Annotated in this window: 16 protein-coding genes; 3 read left to right on the plus strand and 13 right to left on the minus strand. The window is 66.8% G+C overall.

The window, feature by feature from the left end:
* Positions 1 to 33: 33 nt before the first annotated feature.
* Genes SMN802W_RS0105215 through SMN802W_RS0105235 form a run of 5 tightly spaced genes read right to left on the minus strand, consistent with a single transcriptional unit; the run spans position 34 to position 2,276 of the window.
* Positions 34 to 927, minus strand: coding sequence for a TraB/GumN family protein (locus SMN802W_RS0105215; protein ID WP_238560109.1), 894 nt, complete (start codon positions 925 to 927; stop codon positions 34 to 36).
* Between the two features lie 45 nt (positions 928 to 972).
* Positions 973 to 1,422 (minus strand): hypothetical protein, encoded by a 450-nt coding sequence (locus SMN802W_RS17525; protein ID WP_019515841.1) that lies wholly within the window; start codon positions 1,420 to 1,422, stop codon positions 973 to 975.
* The gene (locus tag SMN802W_RS0105225; protein WP_156818732.1) at positions 1,419 to 1,868 is read right to left on the minus strand and encodes a hypothetical protein; all 450 of its coding nucleotides are present in this window, start codon (positions 1,866 to 1,868) and stop codon (positions 1,419 to 1,421) included. Before SMN802W_RS0105225 ends, SMN802W_RS17525 begins: the two co-directional genes overlap by 4 nt.
* On the minus strand, positions 1,865 to 2,095 hold the full coding sequence (locus SMN802W_RS0105230; RefSeq protein ID WP_156818733.1) for a hypothetical protein: 231 nt from the start codon (positions 2,093 to 2,095) through the stop codon (positions 1,865 to 1,867). The genes SMN802W_RS0105225 and SMN802W_RS0105230 overlap by 4 nt, the downstream gene beginning before the upstream one ends.
* Positions 2,079 to 2,276, minus strand: a complete 198-nt coding sequence (locus tag SMN802W_RS0105235; protein WP_026325773.1) for a helix-turn-helix transcriptional regulator — start codon at positions 2,274 to 2,276, stop codon at positions 2,079 to 2,081. The genes SMN802W_RS0105230 and SMN802W_RS0105235 overlap by 17 nt, the downstream gene beginning before the upstream one ends.
* A 198-nt stretch (positions 2,277 to 2,474) precedes the next feature.
* Between SMN802W_RS0105235 and SMN802W_RS0105240 the strand changes: the two genes are divergently transcribed.
* From SMN802W_RS0105240 to ppdK, 3 genes are all read left to right on the plus strand, one after another.
* Entirely contained in the window at positions 2,475 to 3,398 is a 924-nt protein-coding gene (locus SMN802W_RS0105240) for a glycine--tRNA ligase subunit alpha (RefSeq protein WP_019515845.1), read from the plus strand.
* Between the two features lie 65 nt (positions 3,399 to 3,463).
* Positions 3,464 to 5,671 carry a glycine--tRNA ligase subunit beta gene (gene glyS, locus SMN802W_RS0105245; RefSeq protein ID WP_051083512.1) on the plus strand — a complete coding sequence of 736 codons (2,208 nt, stop codon included), beginning with the start codon at positions 3,464 to 3,466 and terminating at the stop codon, positions 5,669 to 5,671.
* A gap of 204 nt (positions 5,672 to 5,875) precedes the next feature.
* Positions 5,876 to 8,560 carry a pyruvate, phosphate dikinase gene (gene ppdK, locus SMN802W_RS0105250; protein ID WP_019515847.1) on the plus strand — a complete coding sequence of 895 codons (2,685 nt, stop codon included), beginning with the start codon at positions 5,876 to 5,878 and terminating at the stop codon, positions 8,558 to 8,560.
* A 63-nt stretch (positions 8,561 to 8,623) separates the two neighbouring features.
* On the opposite strand, the gene SMN802W_RS0105255 is transcribed toward ppdK, so the two are convergent.
* From SMN802W_RS0105255 to SMN802W_RS0105290, 8 genes are all read right to left on the minus strand, one after another.
* Positions 8,624 to 8,950, minus strand: a complete 327-nt coding sequence (locus SMN802W_RS0105255) for a hypothetical protein (protein WP_019515848.1) — start codon at positions 8,948 to 8,950, stop codon at positions 8,624 to 8,626.
* 60 nt (positions 8,951 to 9,010) lie between these two features.
* Positions 9,011 to 10,015, minus strand: coding sequence for a type II secretion system F family protein (locus SMN802W_RS0105260; RefSeq protein ID WP_019515849.1), 1,005 nt, complete (start codon positions 10,013 to 10,015; stop codon positions 9,011 to 9,013).
* Positions 10,015 to 10,983, minus strand: coding sequence for a type II secretion system F family protein (locus SMN802W_RS0105265; protein ID WP_019515850.1), 969 nt, complete (start codon positions 10,981 to 10,983; stop codon positions 10,015 to 10,017). Before SMN802W_RS0105265 ends, SMN802W_RS0105260 begins: the two co-directional genes overlap by 1 nt.
* Before the next feature lie 36 nt (positions 10,984 to 11,019).
* Positions 11,020 to 12,348, minus strand: coding sequence for a hypothetical protein (locus tag SMN802W_RS0105270; protein ID WP_019515851.1), 1,329 nt, complete (start codon positions 12,346 to 12,348; stop codon positions 11,020 to 11,022).
* Positions 12,345 to 12,983, minus strand: a complete 639-nt coding sequence (locus tag SMN802W_RS0105275) for a CpaD family pilus assembly protein (protein WP_156818734.1) — start codon at positions 12,981 to 12,983, stop codon at positions 12,345 to 12,347. The genes SMN802W_RS0105270 and SMN802W_RS0105275 overlap by 4 nt, the downstream gene beginning before the upstream one ends.
* Positions 12,984 to 13,016: 33 nt before the next feature.
* Positions 13,017 to 14,651 carry a type II and III secretion system protein family protein gene (locus SMN802W_RS0105280; RefSeq protein WP_026325775.1) on the minus strand — a complete coding sequence of 545 codons (1,635 nt, stop codon included), beginning with the start codon at positions 14,649 to 14,651 and terminating at the stop codon, positions 13,017 to 13,019.
* Positions 14,652 to 14,653: 2 nt separating this feature from the next.
* Positions 14,654 to 15,718 (minus strand): Flp pilus assembly protein CpaB, encoded by a 1,065-nt coding sequence (cpaB, locus tag SMN802W_RS0105285; RefSeq protein WP_019515854.1) that lies wholly within the window; start codon positions 15,716 to 15,718, stop codon positions 14,654 to 14,656.
* Between the two features lie 63 nt (positions 15,719 to 15,781).
* Positions 15,782 to 16,255 carry an A24 family peptidase gene (locus SMN802W_RS0105290; protein WP_019515855.1) on the minus strand — a complete coding sequence of 158 codons (474 nt, stop codon included), beginning with the start codon at positions 16,253 to 16,255 and terminating at the stop codon, positions 15,782 to 15,784.
* Positions 16,256 to 16,296 lie beyond the last annotated feature (41 nt).

Here is a 16,296-nt window from a genome sequence, read left to right on the forward strand (position 1 = left end):
GCATAGCGGCGCAGGCGCGAAAAGACAAGGCGGTCAGTATTTCACCCGCACCGCGTCGAGCTTGTACGCCTTCAGCTGCTGCTGCACGCTGTTCGCGCCCGCCAGATGCCCCGCACCCACCGCGATGAAGACCGTGCCCGGCGTTCGCATCCGCTCCGCGATCCACGCCGCCCATTGCTTGTTGCGGTCGGTCAGCAGCGCCTTGGCGACCTCGGGCGAGTCCTTCAGCCCCTTGTTCATCTCCCGCGCCAGCGCATCTGGGTCGCCGCGCGACCAATCGTCGACCATCTTGTCCATCGTCGCGTTCGCGGTCGGCAGCTCGTCGATCGTGCTTTCCAGCAGCTTGACCTGCGCGGGCTTCGACAGCCGGTCGAAGATGCCGAGCTGCCCTTCGAACGTCTCCAGCCCCACGACCGGCTTGTTCGCCGCCTTCGCCGCCGCCGACAGGATTCCCTCCGGTCCGTTCGAGGCGCCATAGCCCGATTTCTGCACCGGCAGCAGCGACAGCGTGACCGCCGCGAACCACGGCCGCATCTTCTCATAGGTGGCGGGCGGCACCTTGCTCGCCGCCATCGTCGTCACCAGCGTTTTCCGGTATTTTTCCGACAACTGCGTGCTGAGCGCCGGCTGGTCGGGCGCGAACGCCTTGGCCAGCACGATCTTCTGCTCGGTCGCCTGGTCTGGCTCGACCATCTCCAGCACCAGCGTGTTCGACTTGTCGAACGCGGTCTTCACCGCCTCGTCGAACCAGCTGAGCCCCGGTTTCAGCACGTGGATCGTGCCGAACAGGTAGATCGTCGTGTCGGCGTCCTTCACCACCCAGAGTGCGGGGTCGGCGTCCTTCGTCGCGACCGCAGGCGCGGGTGCCTGTTGCGCGCAGGCGGGCAGCGCCAGCATCAGGGCGAGGGCGGACGTCACGGACTTCATCACCACGTTCATGAAACAGGGCCTTTGCCGAAGATAGAGGGCGTGTCAGCGGTATTTGCGCCAAATCCAGACAATACCAGCGGCACTTAGCGGCGCGATGAACATCGCCACTGGATCGACCGGCGGCGCCATCCCGCCGCGCCACAGGAACCACCACACCGGCGCGCCGATCGTCAGCACGTAGAAGCCCAGCAGCGCGCCGTCGCGATACGCCTCGCGCTCATGCTCGTCGACGACGCGGTGCCAGCGCCACGAGATGACCGGCAGCACCACACCCCAGGCGACCACGATCAGCAGCGCGACCCAAGCCGGCAACGGCGCGCTGAGCAGCGACGGGTGCGCATCGCCGGGCGCATGGTCGCGCAGCGCGGCCAAAGCGGTGCCCAGCCCGATCAACCCGCCCAGCGCCCCCGACCACAACAGCAGCCGGTGGTTGGCGCGCTCGCTCGGCCCCTTTGTCGGTGCCTCGTTCCTTGAGTCCGTCACCGCGCTCACCCCGTCACCCGTTGCCAGATCAGTACCGCCGCCCCCGCGGCGAGCGATCCCCACCATAATTGCTCGGTCATCGGCGCCAGATGCAGCGCGCGCTCGATCATCTGCAGGATCGTGTGCCCGACGAAGCCGACCACGCCCACTGCCGCCCAGGCATTCACCGCCTGCCGCCGCTGCACCTCGTCGCTCTCGCGCCAGCCCCAGATTGCGGCGCCGACGATCACCGCCAGCAGCGCGATCGCGATGCCGATCACCTCGCCCGCAGGCGCCCCGTCGCGCGACGGATTGCGCATGAACCCGTCAATGAACCCCGATACGAACGGTGGCAGCACCATGACCGCGGCTGCCAGCACCGCGACGATCGCCGCGCGGCGTACCCGCCGCCGCCCGCGCATACGCACCCGCGCCTCACCCCAACGCTCTTCCATCATCGCTCCCCCGCCGCTCACGGCCGTACCTCCACCACCACGCGAACCGACACGTGCGGAGAGGGCAGCGCCGCCATCATCCGCCCGGCATCGGGCCACTCGACCGACAGCCAGGCGGGCGCGTGCCACGCCGCCGCCAGCCGCTCGATCCCCGCCGCCGGCGACACGCCCAAGAGCGCCAGCCCGCACACGCATCCCAGCACCAGTTGCGCCACCCATACGGGCACCCGCCTACGCTTCGCCGTCATCGAAGATCTCCTCGATCCTGAGGTCGAACAGCCGCCCGATGCGGAAGGCGAGCGGGAGCGAGGGGTCGTATTTGCCCGTCTCAATCGCGTTCACCGCCTGTCTGGACACGTCCAGCCGGCCGGCAAGCTCGGCCTGGCTCCAGTCGCGCTCCGCACGCAGCACCTTGAGACGATTCTTCATCATGTACTCATGCATCATCAGGTGCCTCCTGTCAGCATCCCCTGACCTGATGTCAGGTGACCATGACTAAATGTCAGCGAGTCGTGGCTGTGTCAAGCAGCCCTGACAAAAAGTCGTGCAGAGATGACGACGAGGCATTGTAGAGCCTTCCGCCGCTTGTTGATTCTGCGGAACCGCTGGGCCAAGGCTCCGCGCGTCATGACCGACGCCCACACCACCAGCACCGGCGGCGCGCGCCCGCTCTCGTTCCAGTCGATGATCCTGCGGCTCCACCAATATTGGTCGGACCGCGGCTGCCTCATCCTGCAACCCTATGACATGGAGATGGGAGCGGGGACGTTTCACCCTGCGACGACGCTGCGCGCGCTCGGGCCCGAGCCGTGGAACGCGGCGTTCGTGCAACCCTGCCGCCGCCCGACCGACGGCCGCTACGGCGAGAACCCGAACCGGCTGCAGCATTATTACCAGTATCAGGTGATTCTCAAACCCAGCCCGTCCGACCTGCAGGAGCTCTACCTCGGCAGCCTGCTCGCGATCGGCGTCGATGTGACGACGCACGACATCCGCTTCGTCGAGGACGACTGGGAATCGCCCACACTCGGCGCCTGGGGGCTGGGCTGGGAGGTGTGGTGCGACGGCATGGAGGTGACGCAGTTCACCTATTTCCAGCAGATGGGCGGGTTCGACTGCAAGCCGGTGGCGGGTGAGCTGACCTACGGGCTCGAGCGCCTCGCCATGTACATCCAGGACGTCGACAACGTGTACGACCTCGCGTTCAACGACGCGGGCGTCAGCTACGGCGAGGTGTTCCTCGAGAACGAGCGCCAGATGTCGACCTGGAACTTCGAGGTCGCCGACACCGACGCCCTGTTCGACGCCTTCCGCAAGCACACCGCCGAGTGCGAGAATTCGCTCAATGCCAAGCTGCCGATCGCGGCCTACGAGCAGGCGATCAAGGCGAGCCACGTCTTCAACCTGTTGCAGGCGCGCGGTGTCATCTCGGTCGCCGAGCGGCAGGCCTACATGGGCCGCGTCCGCGACCTCGCGAAGGGCGCGTGCGCCGCGCAGATCGAGAAGATGACGCCCGCCTGGCAGGCACGTTACCCGGAGTGGAGCCTGTGAATCCCGCCGACCAGAATGCGACTGATTTCCTGCTCGAACTCCGCTCGGAGGAAATCCCGGCGCGGATGCAGGCGAAGGCACGCGAGGACCTGTCACGTCTGTTCGAGGCCGAACTCGCCCGCGCCGGGCTCGCCGCGTCCGAGATCGTCACTTACGCCACCCCGCGTCGCCTCGCGCTGATCGCGCGTGACCTGCCGCTCGCAACTGAGGCTGTCAGCGAGGAAGTGAAGGGCCCCAAGACCAGCGCTCCGCCGCAGGCGCTCGACGGCTTCCTGCGCAAAACCGGCCTGAACCGCGAGCAGTTGACCGAGCGGGACGGCGTGTTCTTTGCGGTGACCGAGAAGCCCGGCCGCGCCACCGCCGACGTGCTTGCGGACGCCATCCCCGCGATCGTCCGCGCCTTTCCCTGGCCCAAGTCGATGCGCTGGGGCGACGCCTCCGCCTCGACCGAGTCCCTGCGCTGGGTTCGCCCGCTCCACGGCGTCGTCGCGCTGCTGGGTGAGGATGTCGTGCCCGTCACCGTTGCGGGGATCGAGAGCGGCGCGGTCACTTACGGCCACCGCTTCCATCATCCAGGCCCCATCACGATCGGCTCGGCCGCCGACTATGCCGACAAGCTGCGCTTGTGCCACGTCATCGTCGATCAGGACGAGCGCGCCGCGATCATCCGCGACCGCGCCGGCGCACTGGCAGCCGAGGCCGGTCTCGAACTCGTCCCCGACGAGGGGCTGGTCGCGGAGAACGCTGGCCTCACTGAATGGCCGGTGCCGCTGCTCGGCCGCTTCGACGCCGCCTTCCTCGACGTGCCGCCGGAGGTGATCCAGCTCACCGCGCGCGTGAACCAGAAGTATTTTGTCTGCCGCTCGGGCGACGGAAAACTGGCGAACGCCTTCGTCTGCACCGCCAACATCAATGCCGCCGACGGCGGCGCGAAGATCGTCGAGGGCAACCGCAAGGTCCTAGCCGCCCGCCTCTCCGACGCGCGCTTCTTCTACGACAAAGACCTGAAGGTGCCGCTTGAGGAACAGGCCAAGAAGCTCGAGAAGATCGTGTTCCACGAGAAGCTCGGCACCGTCGCCGACAAGGTCGACCGCGTCGCCAAGCTCGCGCGCTGGCTGGCAAAGGAAGGCATCGTGCCCGCGTGTGACCCCGCGCTCGCCGAACGTGCGGCGCGGCTCGCCAAGGCCGACCTCGTCACCGGCATGGTCGGCGAGTTCCCCGAGCTACAGGGCCTGATGGGCGGCTATTACGCCGCCGCGCAAGGCGAGGACCCCCAGGTCGCCGAAGCGATCCGCGACCATTACAAGCCGGTCGGGCAGGGCGATGAGGTCCCGACCGCGCCAGTCACGGTGGCGGTGAGCCTGGCCGACAAGCTGGACACGATCGCCAGCTTCTTCGCGATCAACGAAAAGCCGACCGGATCGAAGGACCCGTTCGCGTTGCGTCGCGCGGCACTTGGCGTCAGCGCGACGCTGATCGCGGGCAAGGTCCGGCTGCCGCTCGCGCGCGCGCTGGAGCAGCAGGGCGCCGCGGTGGCACGCACGCTGGCAGGACAGGCGATCGCCAAATATCCCGATGCGTTTCGCCAGTGGGAGGCGCGCTTTTGGGAAGCTCGTGATGCGGGCACGCCGTTCGTACGCAACGCCGACATGAGCTACGCGTCGTCCAAGCACGACGTGCAGTTTTCAGGCGGCATTTCTGCGGTGATCGACGAATATGTCGCGGTGTTGGACGGGCCTCGGCTCGACCGCAGCGCGGTGCTCGACTTCTTCGCCGACCGCCTCAAGGTCCAGCAACGCGAAGCCGGCGTCCGCCACGACCTGATCGACGCGGTTTTCGCATTAGGTGGCGAGGACGACCTCGTCCGCCTGCTTGCCCGCGTCCGCGCGCTGCAATCGTTCGTCACGACCGACGACGGCGCCAATCTGCTTGCCGGCTACAAGCGCGCCGCCAACATCTTGAAAAAGGAAGGCGTCGACGCGTCCGCACCGGTTGCTCACGAATCGCTGTCCTACACGCCCGAAAAGGACGAGGCCGCGCTGATCGCCGCGCTCGACGCCGCCGAACCCGCCGCCGCCCGCGCGGTCGAGGCGGAGGATTTCGAGGCGGCGATGGCGGCGCTCGCAACGCTTCGTGCACCGATCGACGCGTTCTTTGACACCGTCACCGTCAACGACCCCGATCCGGCGAAGCGCGCCGCGCGGCTGGCCCTCCTCGCCCGCGTCCGCGCCTCCGTCCACACCGTCGCCGACTTCTCGAAGATCGAAGGGTAGCCGCAATGCCCCTCTCCACATGGGGAGAGGGACGGTGAGGGGCTGAGGCAGCCGCACGTACCCGCGCGTGACTGTCAACTTTCTCAACTTCGCAACAATCTTGCGCGAGTTTTCCGGTCCCTTCGACACCCGCCACCCACTGGCCATCGCACCTTTCCGCGACTATGCCGCGTTGCAACAACAAAGCAGCAGGAGACGAGCAGGGTGGCAAGCGTAGCGGGCGATCAGGTGCAATACGTCTACCGCTTCGGCGGCGGCACGGCGGAAGGAAAAGTCGACCAGAAGAACCTGCTCGGCGGCAAGGGCGCGAACCTTGCCGAGATGGCCTCGATCGGTCTGCCCGTCCCCCCCGGTTTCACCATCTCGACCGAAATGTGCACGCGCTACTACGAGGAGGGTGAGCGCTTCCCGCAGTCGCTGCGTGACGAGGTCGCCGCCGGCATCGCGCATATCGAGCAGGTGACGGGCAAGAAGTTCGGGGACGCTGCCGATCCGCTGCTCGTCTCGGTCCGCTCGGGCGCGCGCGTCTCGATGCCCGGGATGATGGACACCGTCCTCAACCTCGGCCTCAATGACCGGACCGTCGAGGGACTGGCTGCTGCGTCGGGCGACGCCCGCTTTGCCTGGGACAGCTACCGCCGCTTCATCCAGATGTACGCCGACGTGGTGCTCGAACTCGACCACGGGGCCTTCGAGGAAGCGCTGGAGATCGCCAAGGAAGATCGCGGCTACACACTCGACACCGAACTCTCCGCCGACGACCTGCGGGCGCTGGTCGACGAGTATAAGGGCCTCGTTGAGCAGCAATGGGGCAAGCCTTTCCCGCAAGACGAGCACGATCAGCTCTGGGGTGCGGTTGGTGCGGTGTTCGGCTCGTGGCAGTCGGACCGTGCCAAGGTCTATCGCCGGCTGAACGACATCCCCGCAAACTGGGGCACCGCGGTCAACGTTCAGGCGATGGTGTTCGGCAACATGGGCGACACGTCGGCGACCGGCGTCGCCTTCACCCGCGATCCGTCGAAGGGCGACCGGGCTTATTACGGCGAATTCCTGATCAATGCGCAGGGCGAGGACGTCGTTGCCGGCATCCGCACCCCGCAATACCTCACCAAGGCCGCACGCGAGGAAGCCGGCGCGAAACCCGCCTCGATGGAAGAGGCGCTGCCGGAGGTTTATACCGAACTCGCCGCCGTGTTCGACCGGCTTGAGACGCATTACCGCGACATGCAGGACATCGAGTTCACCGTGCAGCAGGGCAAGCTCTGGATGCTCCAGACCCGCTCGGGCAAGCGCACCGCCAAGGCTGCACTCAAGATCGCGGTCGACATGGCGAACGAGGGTTTGATCACCCGCGACGAGGCGGTCGCCCGCGTCGACCCGCAGGCGCTCGACCAGTTGCTCCACCCGACGCTCGACCCCGAGGCCAAGCGCGACGTGCTGACCAAGGGTCTGCCCGCCTCGCCGGGCGCCGCGAGCGGAGAGGCCGTGTTCGACGCCGACACCGCCGAGCGTCACGCGGGCGAGGGCAAGTCGGTGATCCTGATCCGCACTGAAACCAGCCCCGAGGACATTCACGGCATGCACGCGGCCAAGGGCATCCTGACCGCACGTGGCGGGATGACCAGCCACGCCGCGGTGGTCGCGCGCGGCATGGGGCGCCCGTGCGTCTCGGGCGCGGGCTCGATCGCGATCGACGCAAAGGCCAAGGTGATGCGCGTGGCCGGGCGCGAGGTGCGCGAGGGTGACACGGTCACGATCGACGGTTCGACCGGCGAGGTGATGGCGGGCGCGGTCGCGACGATCCAGCCCGAGCTCGCCGGCGATTTCGGCACGCTGATGGACTGGGCCGACGAAGTACGCCGTTTGAAGGTGCGTGCCAATGCCGAGACGCCCGCCGACTGCCAGGTCGCACGCGACTTCGGTGCCGAAGGGGTGGGCCTGTGCCGCACCGAGCACATGTTCTTCGAGGCCACGCGCATCACCGCAGTGCGCCAGATGATCCTCGCCGAGGACGAGGCCGGCCGCCGCGCCGCGCTAGACCGGCTGCTGCCGGAACAGCGCAGCGATTTTGCCGCGATCTTCGAGGTGATGGCGGGGTTACCCGTCACCGTCCGGCTGCTCGACCCGCCGCTCCACGAGTTCCTGCCGCACGAGGAGGCCGAGTTCGCCGAGGTCGCGTCGGCAGCGGGCATCGCGGTCGACCAGCTCAAGCGCCGCGCGGCCGAGCTGCACGAGTTCAACCCGATGCTTGGCCATCGCGGCTGTCGGTTGGGCGTGACCTATCCTGAAATTTACGAGATGCAGGCACGTGCGATCTTCGAGGCTGCGATCGACGTGGCCGAGAAATCAGGCGAGGCGCCGATCCCCGAAGTGATGATTCCGCTCGTCGCGACCAAGCGCGAGCTCGATCTGATGAAGGCGGTGGTCGATCAGGCAGCCAAGGTGGTCTTCGCCGAGCGCGGGCGCGAGATCGATTATCTCGTCGGCACGATGATCGAGCTGCCGCGCGCGGCGCTCAAGGCCGGCGAGATCGCCGAGACGGGCGAGTTCTTCTCGTTCGGCACCAACGACCTGACGCAGACGACGCTGGGCGTCAGCCGCGACGACGCGGCACGTTTCCTGGACGCCTATGTCGAGAAGGGCATCTACGCCAAGGATCCGTTCGTCAGCCTCGATGTCGAGGGCGTGGGCGAACTCGTGCGGCTGGCGGCGGAGCGGGGGCGCGCGACGCGACCCGCGATCAAGCTCGGCATCTGCGGCGAGCATGGCGGCGATCCGGCGTCGATCGCTTTCTGCGAAGAGGTCGGACTCGATTACGTCAGCGCCTCGCCGTACCGCGTGCCGATCGCGCGACTGGCGGCGGCGCAGGCGGCGCTCAAGTCGCGCTAATACAAAAGGCCGCCGGAGCATGGTGCTCCGGCGGCCTCTTGATTGACTTGTATACCGGCACGATCAGAGCGGACGGCGATCCTCGTCCCGGATCACGCTGCCATCGCGGACCACCGTCTCGTCGCGGTAAGCGGGCTCGGCGCGTGAGGCGGCGTGCGGCGCGATCGTCGCGGCGGTCACCGGCGCGGCATTGGCGAGACGGCTGTTCTCACGCTCCAGCTCGTTGATGCGCGCTTCCTGCGCCTTGCGCGTTTCTGCATGGCTGTTGCGCTCGTCGGCGTAACGCTGCTTCCACTTCTTGCCGCCGGGATGGCTCGCAAGCCCGAATAGCCATCCAGCAATCAAAGCGACGGCCAGCGCGATATATTGCGTAGTGGTGGTGAACAGCATCTCATGCCTCCTGTTACGCAAGCATAACGAGGACGGTCTGTCGCTGTTCCCGCCGGTGTGTCAGCCGGTCGGCCGGTTCACGAACGAGTCGGTGATCGAGCAGGCGGCAGGTCCGAGGATGACGATGAACAGGACGGGCAGGATGAAGAGGATCAGCGGGATCGTCATGATGGCGGGCAGACGCGCAGCCTTTTCCTCGGCGCGCATCATGCGTTCGTTACGGAATTCCGCCGACAGGACGCGTAGCGCGCTGGCCAGCGGCGTGCCGTATTTCTCGGTCTGGATCATGGTGGTGACCACGCCCTTGACCGCATCGAGCGCAACCCGTTTTGACAGATTGTCGAACGCCTGACGCCGGTCGGTGAGGAAGCCGAGCTCGATCGCGGTCAGCGCATATTCCTCGCCGAGTTCCGGATACGCCTTGCCGAGTTCCTTCGCCACGCGGTGAAACGCAGCGTCAACCGTCAGACCTGCCTCGGCGCAGATCACGAGCAGATCGAGCGCGTCGGGCAATCCCTTGCGGATCGCGTGGGAGCGTTTGGTGATCAGGTTCTTGAGGTAGATGTCGGGCGCCTTGTAGCTGAGTACCAGCGTCCCTGCGACCAAGGCATAGCGCTTGAGCGGACCCCATGTGGGCAACGCATCAAGGCCGTAGACCCACAGCGCCATCAACCCGCCCACGACGATCGGTAGCGCGACGCGCCCGAAGATCACAATGAACGCCAGATCCTTTTTGCGGATACCGGCCTGGAGCAGCTTCTGTTGCGCGGCGCGCACCTGCTCGTCCTGCAACATCTTGAAGCTCGACAGCAGGTCGCGCAGCCTGTCGGCGGTTTCGTTCTTCTGCACCAGCTTTGCGCGACGCTTGGACGTGCTGGCGGTGATGCCGGCCTTCAATTGCTCGCGGCGTTCGTTGAGCGCCTTGACGCGTTTCGCCATCGGATCGCGGACGCTAATCGCGGCGTAGATCGCGAACACGACCGCGGCGGCGGCGACGCCCGACAGGAGTGTCGCCACCCACAGGACGTCGATGCCGAACAAAGTGGGGCCGGATGCGGGTGCCATCAGATTTCGAAGCTCACCATCTTGGACATCATGAAGGCACCGAGGCCGAGCCAGATCAATCCGCCGCCACCGATGACCATCAGCCGGGTGTCGGCGAAGAACCCGCTCATATATTCCTTGTTGATCATGTAGATCAGGATGAAGACGATGAACGGAAGCGAGCCGACGATATAGGCCGATGCTTTCGATTCCGACGACATCGCGCGAATCTTGAGCTTCATCTGCGAGCGCGAGCGCAGCACCGAGGCCAGGTTCTGCAGCGTCTCGGCGAGATTGCCGCCGGTCTCGCGCTGGATGGCAATCGTAATGACGAAGAACTGGAACTCGGGAGTCCCGAGCCGGTCGGCCGTTTCCTGCAGCGCGACCTCCATCGAGCGACCGATCTTCATCTTGTCGCTAACCGAGCGGAACTCCTCGCCGACCGGACCCTCAATTTCGGCGCCGACGACGGACATCGTCTCGGTGATTGGCAGGCCGGAGCGGAGACCACGCACGAGCAACTCGATCGCGTCCGGGAACTTCGCGGTGAACTTGGCGACGCGCTTCTTGATCGTCTTGCCCACGATCATGTGCGGGATGCCCGCGCCGACCGCGAGCCCGACGAACAGGGCGAGCAGCAGCGGAAGCCCACGCAGCGCGAGCAGCAGCGTCAGGCCGATCGCGAGTCCGGCGGTCACCATGCCGTACTGGCCGACCGTCCACGACTTGCCTGTCATGCTCAGGCGCTTCTGCAGCTGGGCCACGTTGGGCAGCAGCCGCATCGCAGCCTTATCAGCCTTGGTCTGGTTGCGCCCGGTGATGCGGCGCATCTGCGCCTCCATCGCCCGCTCGGTCGAGGTCGAGTGACGCTCGCGCAGCGCAGTCAGGCGGCGGTTGCTTGCCTTTTGCGCCGATGGACCCGCGAACGCGAACAGGATCATGCCGAGCGTGACGAGTCCGCCGATCGCGATCATCATCACTGGCAGCATGGTTCAACCTCTACCAACACCCGCGCATCCATCCGGTCACCGCGCCGCCGGCTTGGACGCGGTCGACTTTTTCGTCCCGGGCTGCGCCGACTTTTTGCTCACGTCCTTCTTGGCGACGAGGCCCTTCAGATTGGTGAACTTGCCCAGCAGCGACCCGCCCTTCGCCTTCGCGTCGACCGAGGCGCCTTCATCATCGGCGACGGCGAGCAGCGCGGCGAGCTCGATCAACGGCTGGACGGTCTTCGAGGCCTTACCCGCTTCGGCGAGCGGCTTGCCGAGCTTGGCCGCCTGCGCGGCGAGTTTCTGGTCAAAGGGCACGATCACGTCGATCTTACGTTCGATCGAGCCCTCGAAATCCTTGCGCGTGATCTCGAGCGCGGTGCCCGGATGGACGCGGTTGCCCACCACGGTGATCTGCATCTGCGGCGCGTTGCTGCGCAGCCACGACAGCAGCCGGATCGTGTCGCGCGCGGCGGCAAGTGTCAGCTCGGTCACGAGCACCGCGCTGTTGACGTCGGCGACGAGATGCGGGTGCTGCACCAGCATCATGCGCGGCAGGTCGACCACGGTGCACTCGAACGCGCCACGCATCTCCTCCTGCAACTGGTAGAAGGCGGCGCCGTCGGTCATCACTGGCTGGCTGATCGGCGCCTCGGCCGAGAGGACGGACAGGTTTTCCGACGCCTTCACCATCGCGCGCTCGATGAACAGCCCGTCGATGCGGCTGGGGTTCTCGATCGCATCGGTCAGGCCGCGACCGGGTTCGAGGTCGAGCGCCAGCGCGCCAGTGCCGAAATGCACATCGAGGTCAAGCAGCGCGGTGGAGCGATGCTCCTTGTCGCTCAACAGCCAGGCGAGCGAGGTCGCGATCGTCGACGCGCCTGCGCCGCCGCGCGTGCCGATCACTGCGATCGCGCAATGCGGACGCGCGCTGCCGGCCTCGGACACCTTGGGCGCATTGATGATCGCCTGCGCCTGCGCGAACGAATCGCGCAGCATATCGGCCGAAAACGGCTTCAGCAGGTAATCGTGGATTCCGGAGGCGAGCAGGTCGCGGTACAGACGCACGTCGTTCACCTGTCCCGCCGCGATCACGACGGTGCCGGGCTCGCACACCTCCGCCAGGCCGTTGATGTCGCTCAATGGATCGCCCGAGCCGGTCAGGTCGACGAACAGGACGTGCGGGCTGTTCGATACCGACAGGGTCTGCACCGCGTTACGCAGGCCGCCCTGGTGGACGTTATCCGACGACCAGCCCATTTCCGACGCGATCGGGCGAAGCGCGTCGGCCGACGCTTCGTCGCTGGCAAAGGCGAGGAAGGGCAGTCGATTGGCGACGCCGCCCGGTTTCCAGGGTGCGTTCACTTCTTGCCTCCCACGCTCTCGCCCTTGACCCATGTGCCACCTTCGCCGGTCGGCTTCGCATCGCGCAGCGAGTTGATCGCGCGCGTGCCGGTCGCGGCATCATAGTCGCCGTTGCCAGGTGCGCCGCGGACGAGGTCGGTCGGGTTCGCCACCATCGCCGCCAGGTTGGTGTTGGTCGCGCAACCGTAGTTCGAGCCGGTGTGCGCGTTGTAATTGGGGCTGTTCATCCGCGACCAGTCGGCGCAGCCGGGCACCGCGGCGCGCGAGCGGCTGACGACGATGCGGACGGTGCCGGGCGTCACCGGCGATCCGTTGATCGGTGCTTCGTCGGACAGGAGCAGGCCGTAGCGCGCCGCGATCTGCGCCACGTCGCCGCGTGTCGCACGCGTGGCGCCGTAGGGATCGTCGAGCGCGATCGTGTCGCCGTAGCCGATCCGCAGCGTATCCATCCAGCCGACGACACGGCGTGCCTCGTCAGCGCCGATCCCGTCGGGTCCGCTTTGAACGTCGAGCGCGTAATCGGCGCGGCTGACGACCGGCTGGTGAACCGATTCGAGGCCGCGATTGGCGGTGCCGCAGCCTGCGAGCATCGTTGCGGCGGCCACGGCGGCGAGAAGAAGAGGGCGCTTGGTCATGGGCATGATCCCTGTGCGTTACGGTGGCGCGCGTCAGTTGATGGAGAAGCCGGGCGCGGGCGCGGGGCCCTTCTTCGCGGCGGGTCTGGCGGCCTTGCGGTCGGCCGCATCGCGCGCCGGAGCGGCGGCGAGCGGCTGCTGCACCGGGTGTCCGGTACGCGGCGCAGCGGCGGCACCGATCGCCGGCGCGGCGGGTGGAGCGACCTGCATGGTGGGCTTGGGCCGGCTCGCACCGCTCTGCCCATCGGTCAGCTGACCCATCAGCACGCGTTGCAGGTCGGTCGGCGCCTTGTAGCCATCGGTCGGCAGCGCGATGTCGTTGCCGTTGACCGGCTTGACCAGATACGGCGTGATGATGATGACCAGCTCGGTCTCGTTGCGCTGAAACGCGTTGGAGCGGAACAGCGCACCCAGCACCGGCACGTCACCGATACCCGGCGTCTTGTCGAACGAGTTCGCGTGAGTGTTGGACATCAGCCCGGCGATCATGAAGCTCTGGCCTGAGCCGAGCTCCACCGTCGTCTCGGCGCGCCGCGTGGTGAGCGCGGGAACGCGCGAGCCGCCGATCGGGATCGCATTGGCATAATCGAGGTTCGACACCTCGGGCCGGACCCGCAGCGAGATGCGGCCGTCCGACAGCACGGTCGGCGTATAGGCGAGGCTGACGCCGAACTCCTTGTACTCGATCGAGACCGCTCCCAGCCCCTGCGAGATCGGGATCGGGATCTCGCCGCCCGCCAGGAAGGTGCCGGTCTCGCCCGACAAGGCAGTCAGGTTCGGATTGGCCAGCGACGTGACCTGCCCGTTCTGCTCGCCCAGATCGATCGCGGAAAGCAGGTTCAGGCCGAACAGCTTGGTAAGTCCGCCCACCGTGGAATAGATGTTGTTGTTGGTGGTGACGCTCGTTCCCGGGGTTGCAACGATGGCGCCAGTGGTTGGGTCTATCGCATAGCCGGTGACGTTGCCGGCGTTCACGCCGAACGGCAGTCCCCGTGTCGGGTTGATCGTTGTTGCGGGATTGCGCCCAGCGCCGATGCCGAAGCGGAAACCGCCCGTGCCGTCGATGGTCGAAATGTTGCTGTTAATGTTCTTCAGAAAGTTGCGGTTCACTTCGGCGAACTTGACCTGCAGGTTGACCTGCAACGGCGTCGCGGTGCGCAGCCGGCTGAGCACCTTGGTGTTTTCACCCACGAACGCCGCGACCAGCTTCTCCGCCTCGGCGCCGTCCTCCGGACCGCGCACTGTCCCGGTCAGCAGCACGATACCATTCATCGGCGTCGCGGTGATCTGCGCGTCGGGCATGGCGAGATTGAGCATCGACTGGATCGAGTCGAAATTGTTGCCGACGCGGATCGTCGCGGCATAAACGACCGCGCCGCCCTTCGCGGTCGCCGAAACGGTCGTCTCGCCCGGCTTCTTGCCGAAGACGTAGAGCTGGGTGGGCGAGCGGACCTGCACATCGGCGATGTCGGACGAGGCGACGAACAGGTCACTCATCGGACGCGACAGCGTTATCAGCCGGCCGCGACCGGTGGACAGTTGCACGGTCCCGCCGTTGGTGGTCGCGTTGCCCGATTGCGCCGGCGCGGCGGCAGGGGTGGCGGCGATGGCCGCACTCGCCAGGGCGAGCGCCAGCGGCCAGCCGAGCGGCATGGACGAGTAACGCATGATCACTTTCCCCCGACCGGAACTTCGGTCACGTTGTTGCCGCGGGCGATCCGGACGACCGGCCCGCTGGGTGCTGCGGGTGCGCCCGATGGCCCCGCCATTGCAGCCGGCGATGCGGGCGCTGCGCCTCCCTGGTACGGGGGCACCGCCATCGACGGGGCTCCACCGGCGCCGTTGCCGGTCTTGCCGGGCACGGTGCGGCGCTGGAACCGCGAGATGTCTGCGCCCGTCATGAAGCTGCCCGCACCCGATTGCGGCATGCTGGCCGCCTGCGCCAGGATCGCCTTTTCGTTCTTGCCGTCGCCGACGCTGATCTGGCCGGAGGCGATCGCCTCTTCGAGCTGGCCCGCATTGTCGGCGATCGAGCGCAAGGACAGCGACAGGTTGCCGAGTGTCTGCGCCAGTTCGATCTGCTCGGCGATCTTGGGCGTCGCCTCGACCGTGACGGTCGAGAAGGTCTTCACGATCGTGTTGCCCTGATCGTCCTTGTCGTCGCTGGTGCGCTGGTCGGTGGCGAGCACGCGCAGGTTGCGGATCACCGTCTCGCTGGTTTTCAGCGGCGGACCATCGCCGCCGCCCTCGACCGACTGTGTCAGGATCAGGTCGATGTGATCGCCCGGGAAGACGAACCCCGCGACCGAGGTCTGCGCCGACACCGGCACCGTCACCGCCCGCATCCCGGCGCCGAGTGCGGCGGCGAGGAAGCCACGGTCGCCTGGCTTGACCAGCGCGCCCTGCGTCACCGGCTGGCCTGCCGTGATCGGCAGGCGGACCACCGTCCCGAGCAGCTTGGTCATGTCGGTATCCGCTTTCTTGTAGTAAGCGTTCTCGACCAGTTCTTTGGGCCACGGCTGGAACTTCAGCGCAGTCGCATCAAGGATGGTGCCGACCGGCAGCGCGCGGGTCGCGACCAGGACCTCGGGCCCGTCAACGACGACAGGCGCGGGCATCGCGACCGCAGCGGCAGTCGGCGCTGCACTTCCCGCCATCAACGTCCGCGCCATAAAGGCGGTGATCGCCGCCACGAACAGCGCGCCGACCAGCAAAACCACCTTGCGACTATCCATCTTGCCTCTTGCCCCCTGTTCCTGGCGTGATGCCGGAACGGCCGATTCGATCGGCCTGCATGATTACGTAAATTGGTTAACGAGCGGTTCGCGCAGTGCGAGCAGCCCGGCGAGCGCGATCGCGACGCCGTACGGGATCTCGATCGCGCCCTCGCGACGCCGCAGTTTGTGGTCGACCAGGAATGCGACAGTCAGCGCGCCGCCTGTGATCGACATGACGATTAACATGTTCATGACGTTCATCGGCGTCAGCCACAGCGCGAGCGCGCCGATCAGCTTCACGTCGCCGCCACCCATCTGCCCGAGCGCGAACGCACCGCAAAACAGCGCGAACGCGATCAACGCAACGCCGAGCTGGATCGCCATCATCGGCCACGGATCTAGCCCGATCGCGAACCACCAGACCGGCGCCAGAAGCGCGATCGTCGCGTTCTTCCAATTGGCGATCTCGCGGGTGCGCGCATCCTCGATGCCGGCCGAAACCAGCAGGATGCCCAGACACGCGGGCAACGCCCAGGAAAGAAAGCCCAACCCCATGCAATCGGTGGCTAGACGATATGCCTTAGGAAACCGTAACC

The organism is Sphingomonas sp. Mn802worker, from assembly GCF_000382485.1.
In the GTDB taxonomy this organism is placed as follows: Bacteria; Pseudomonadota; Alphaproteobacteria; order Sphingomonadales; family Sphingomonadaceae; genus Sphingomonas.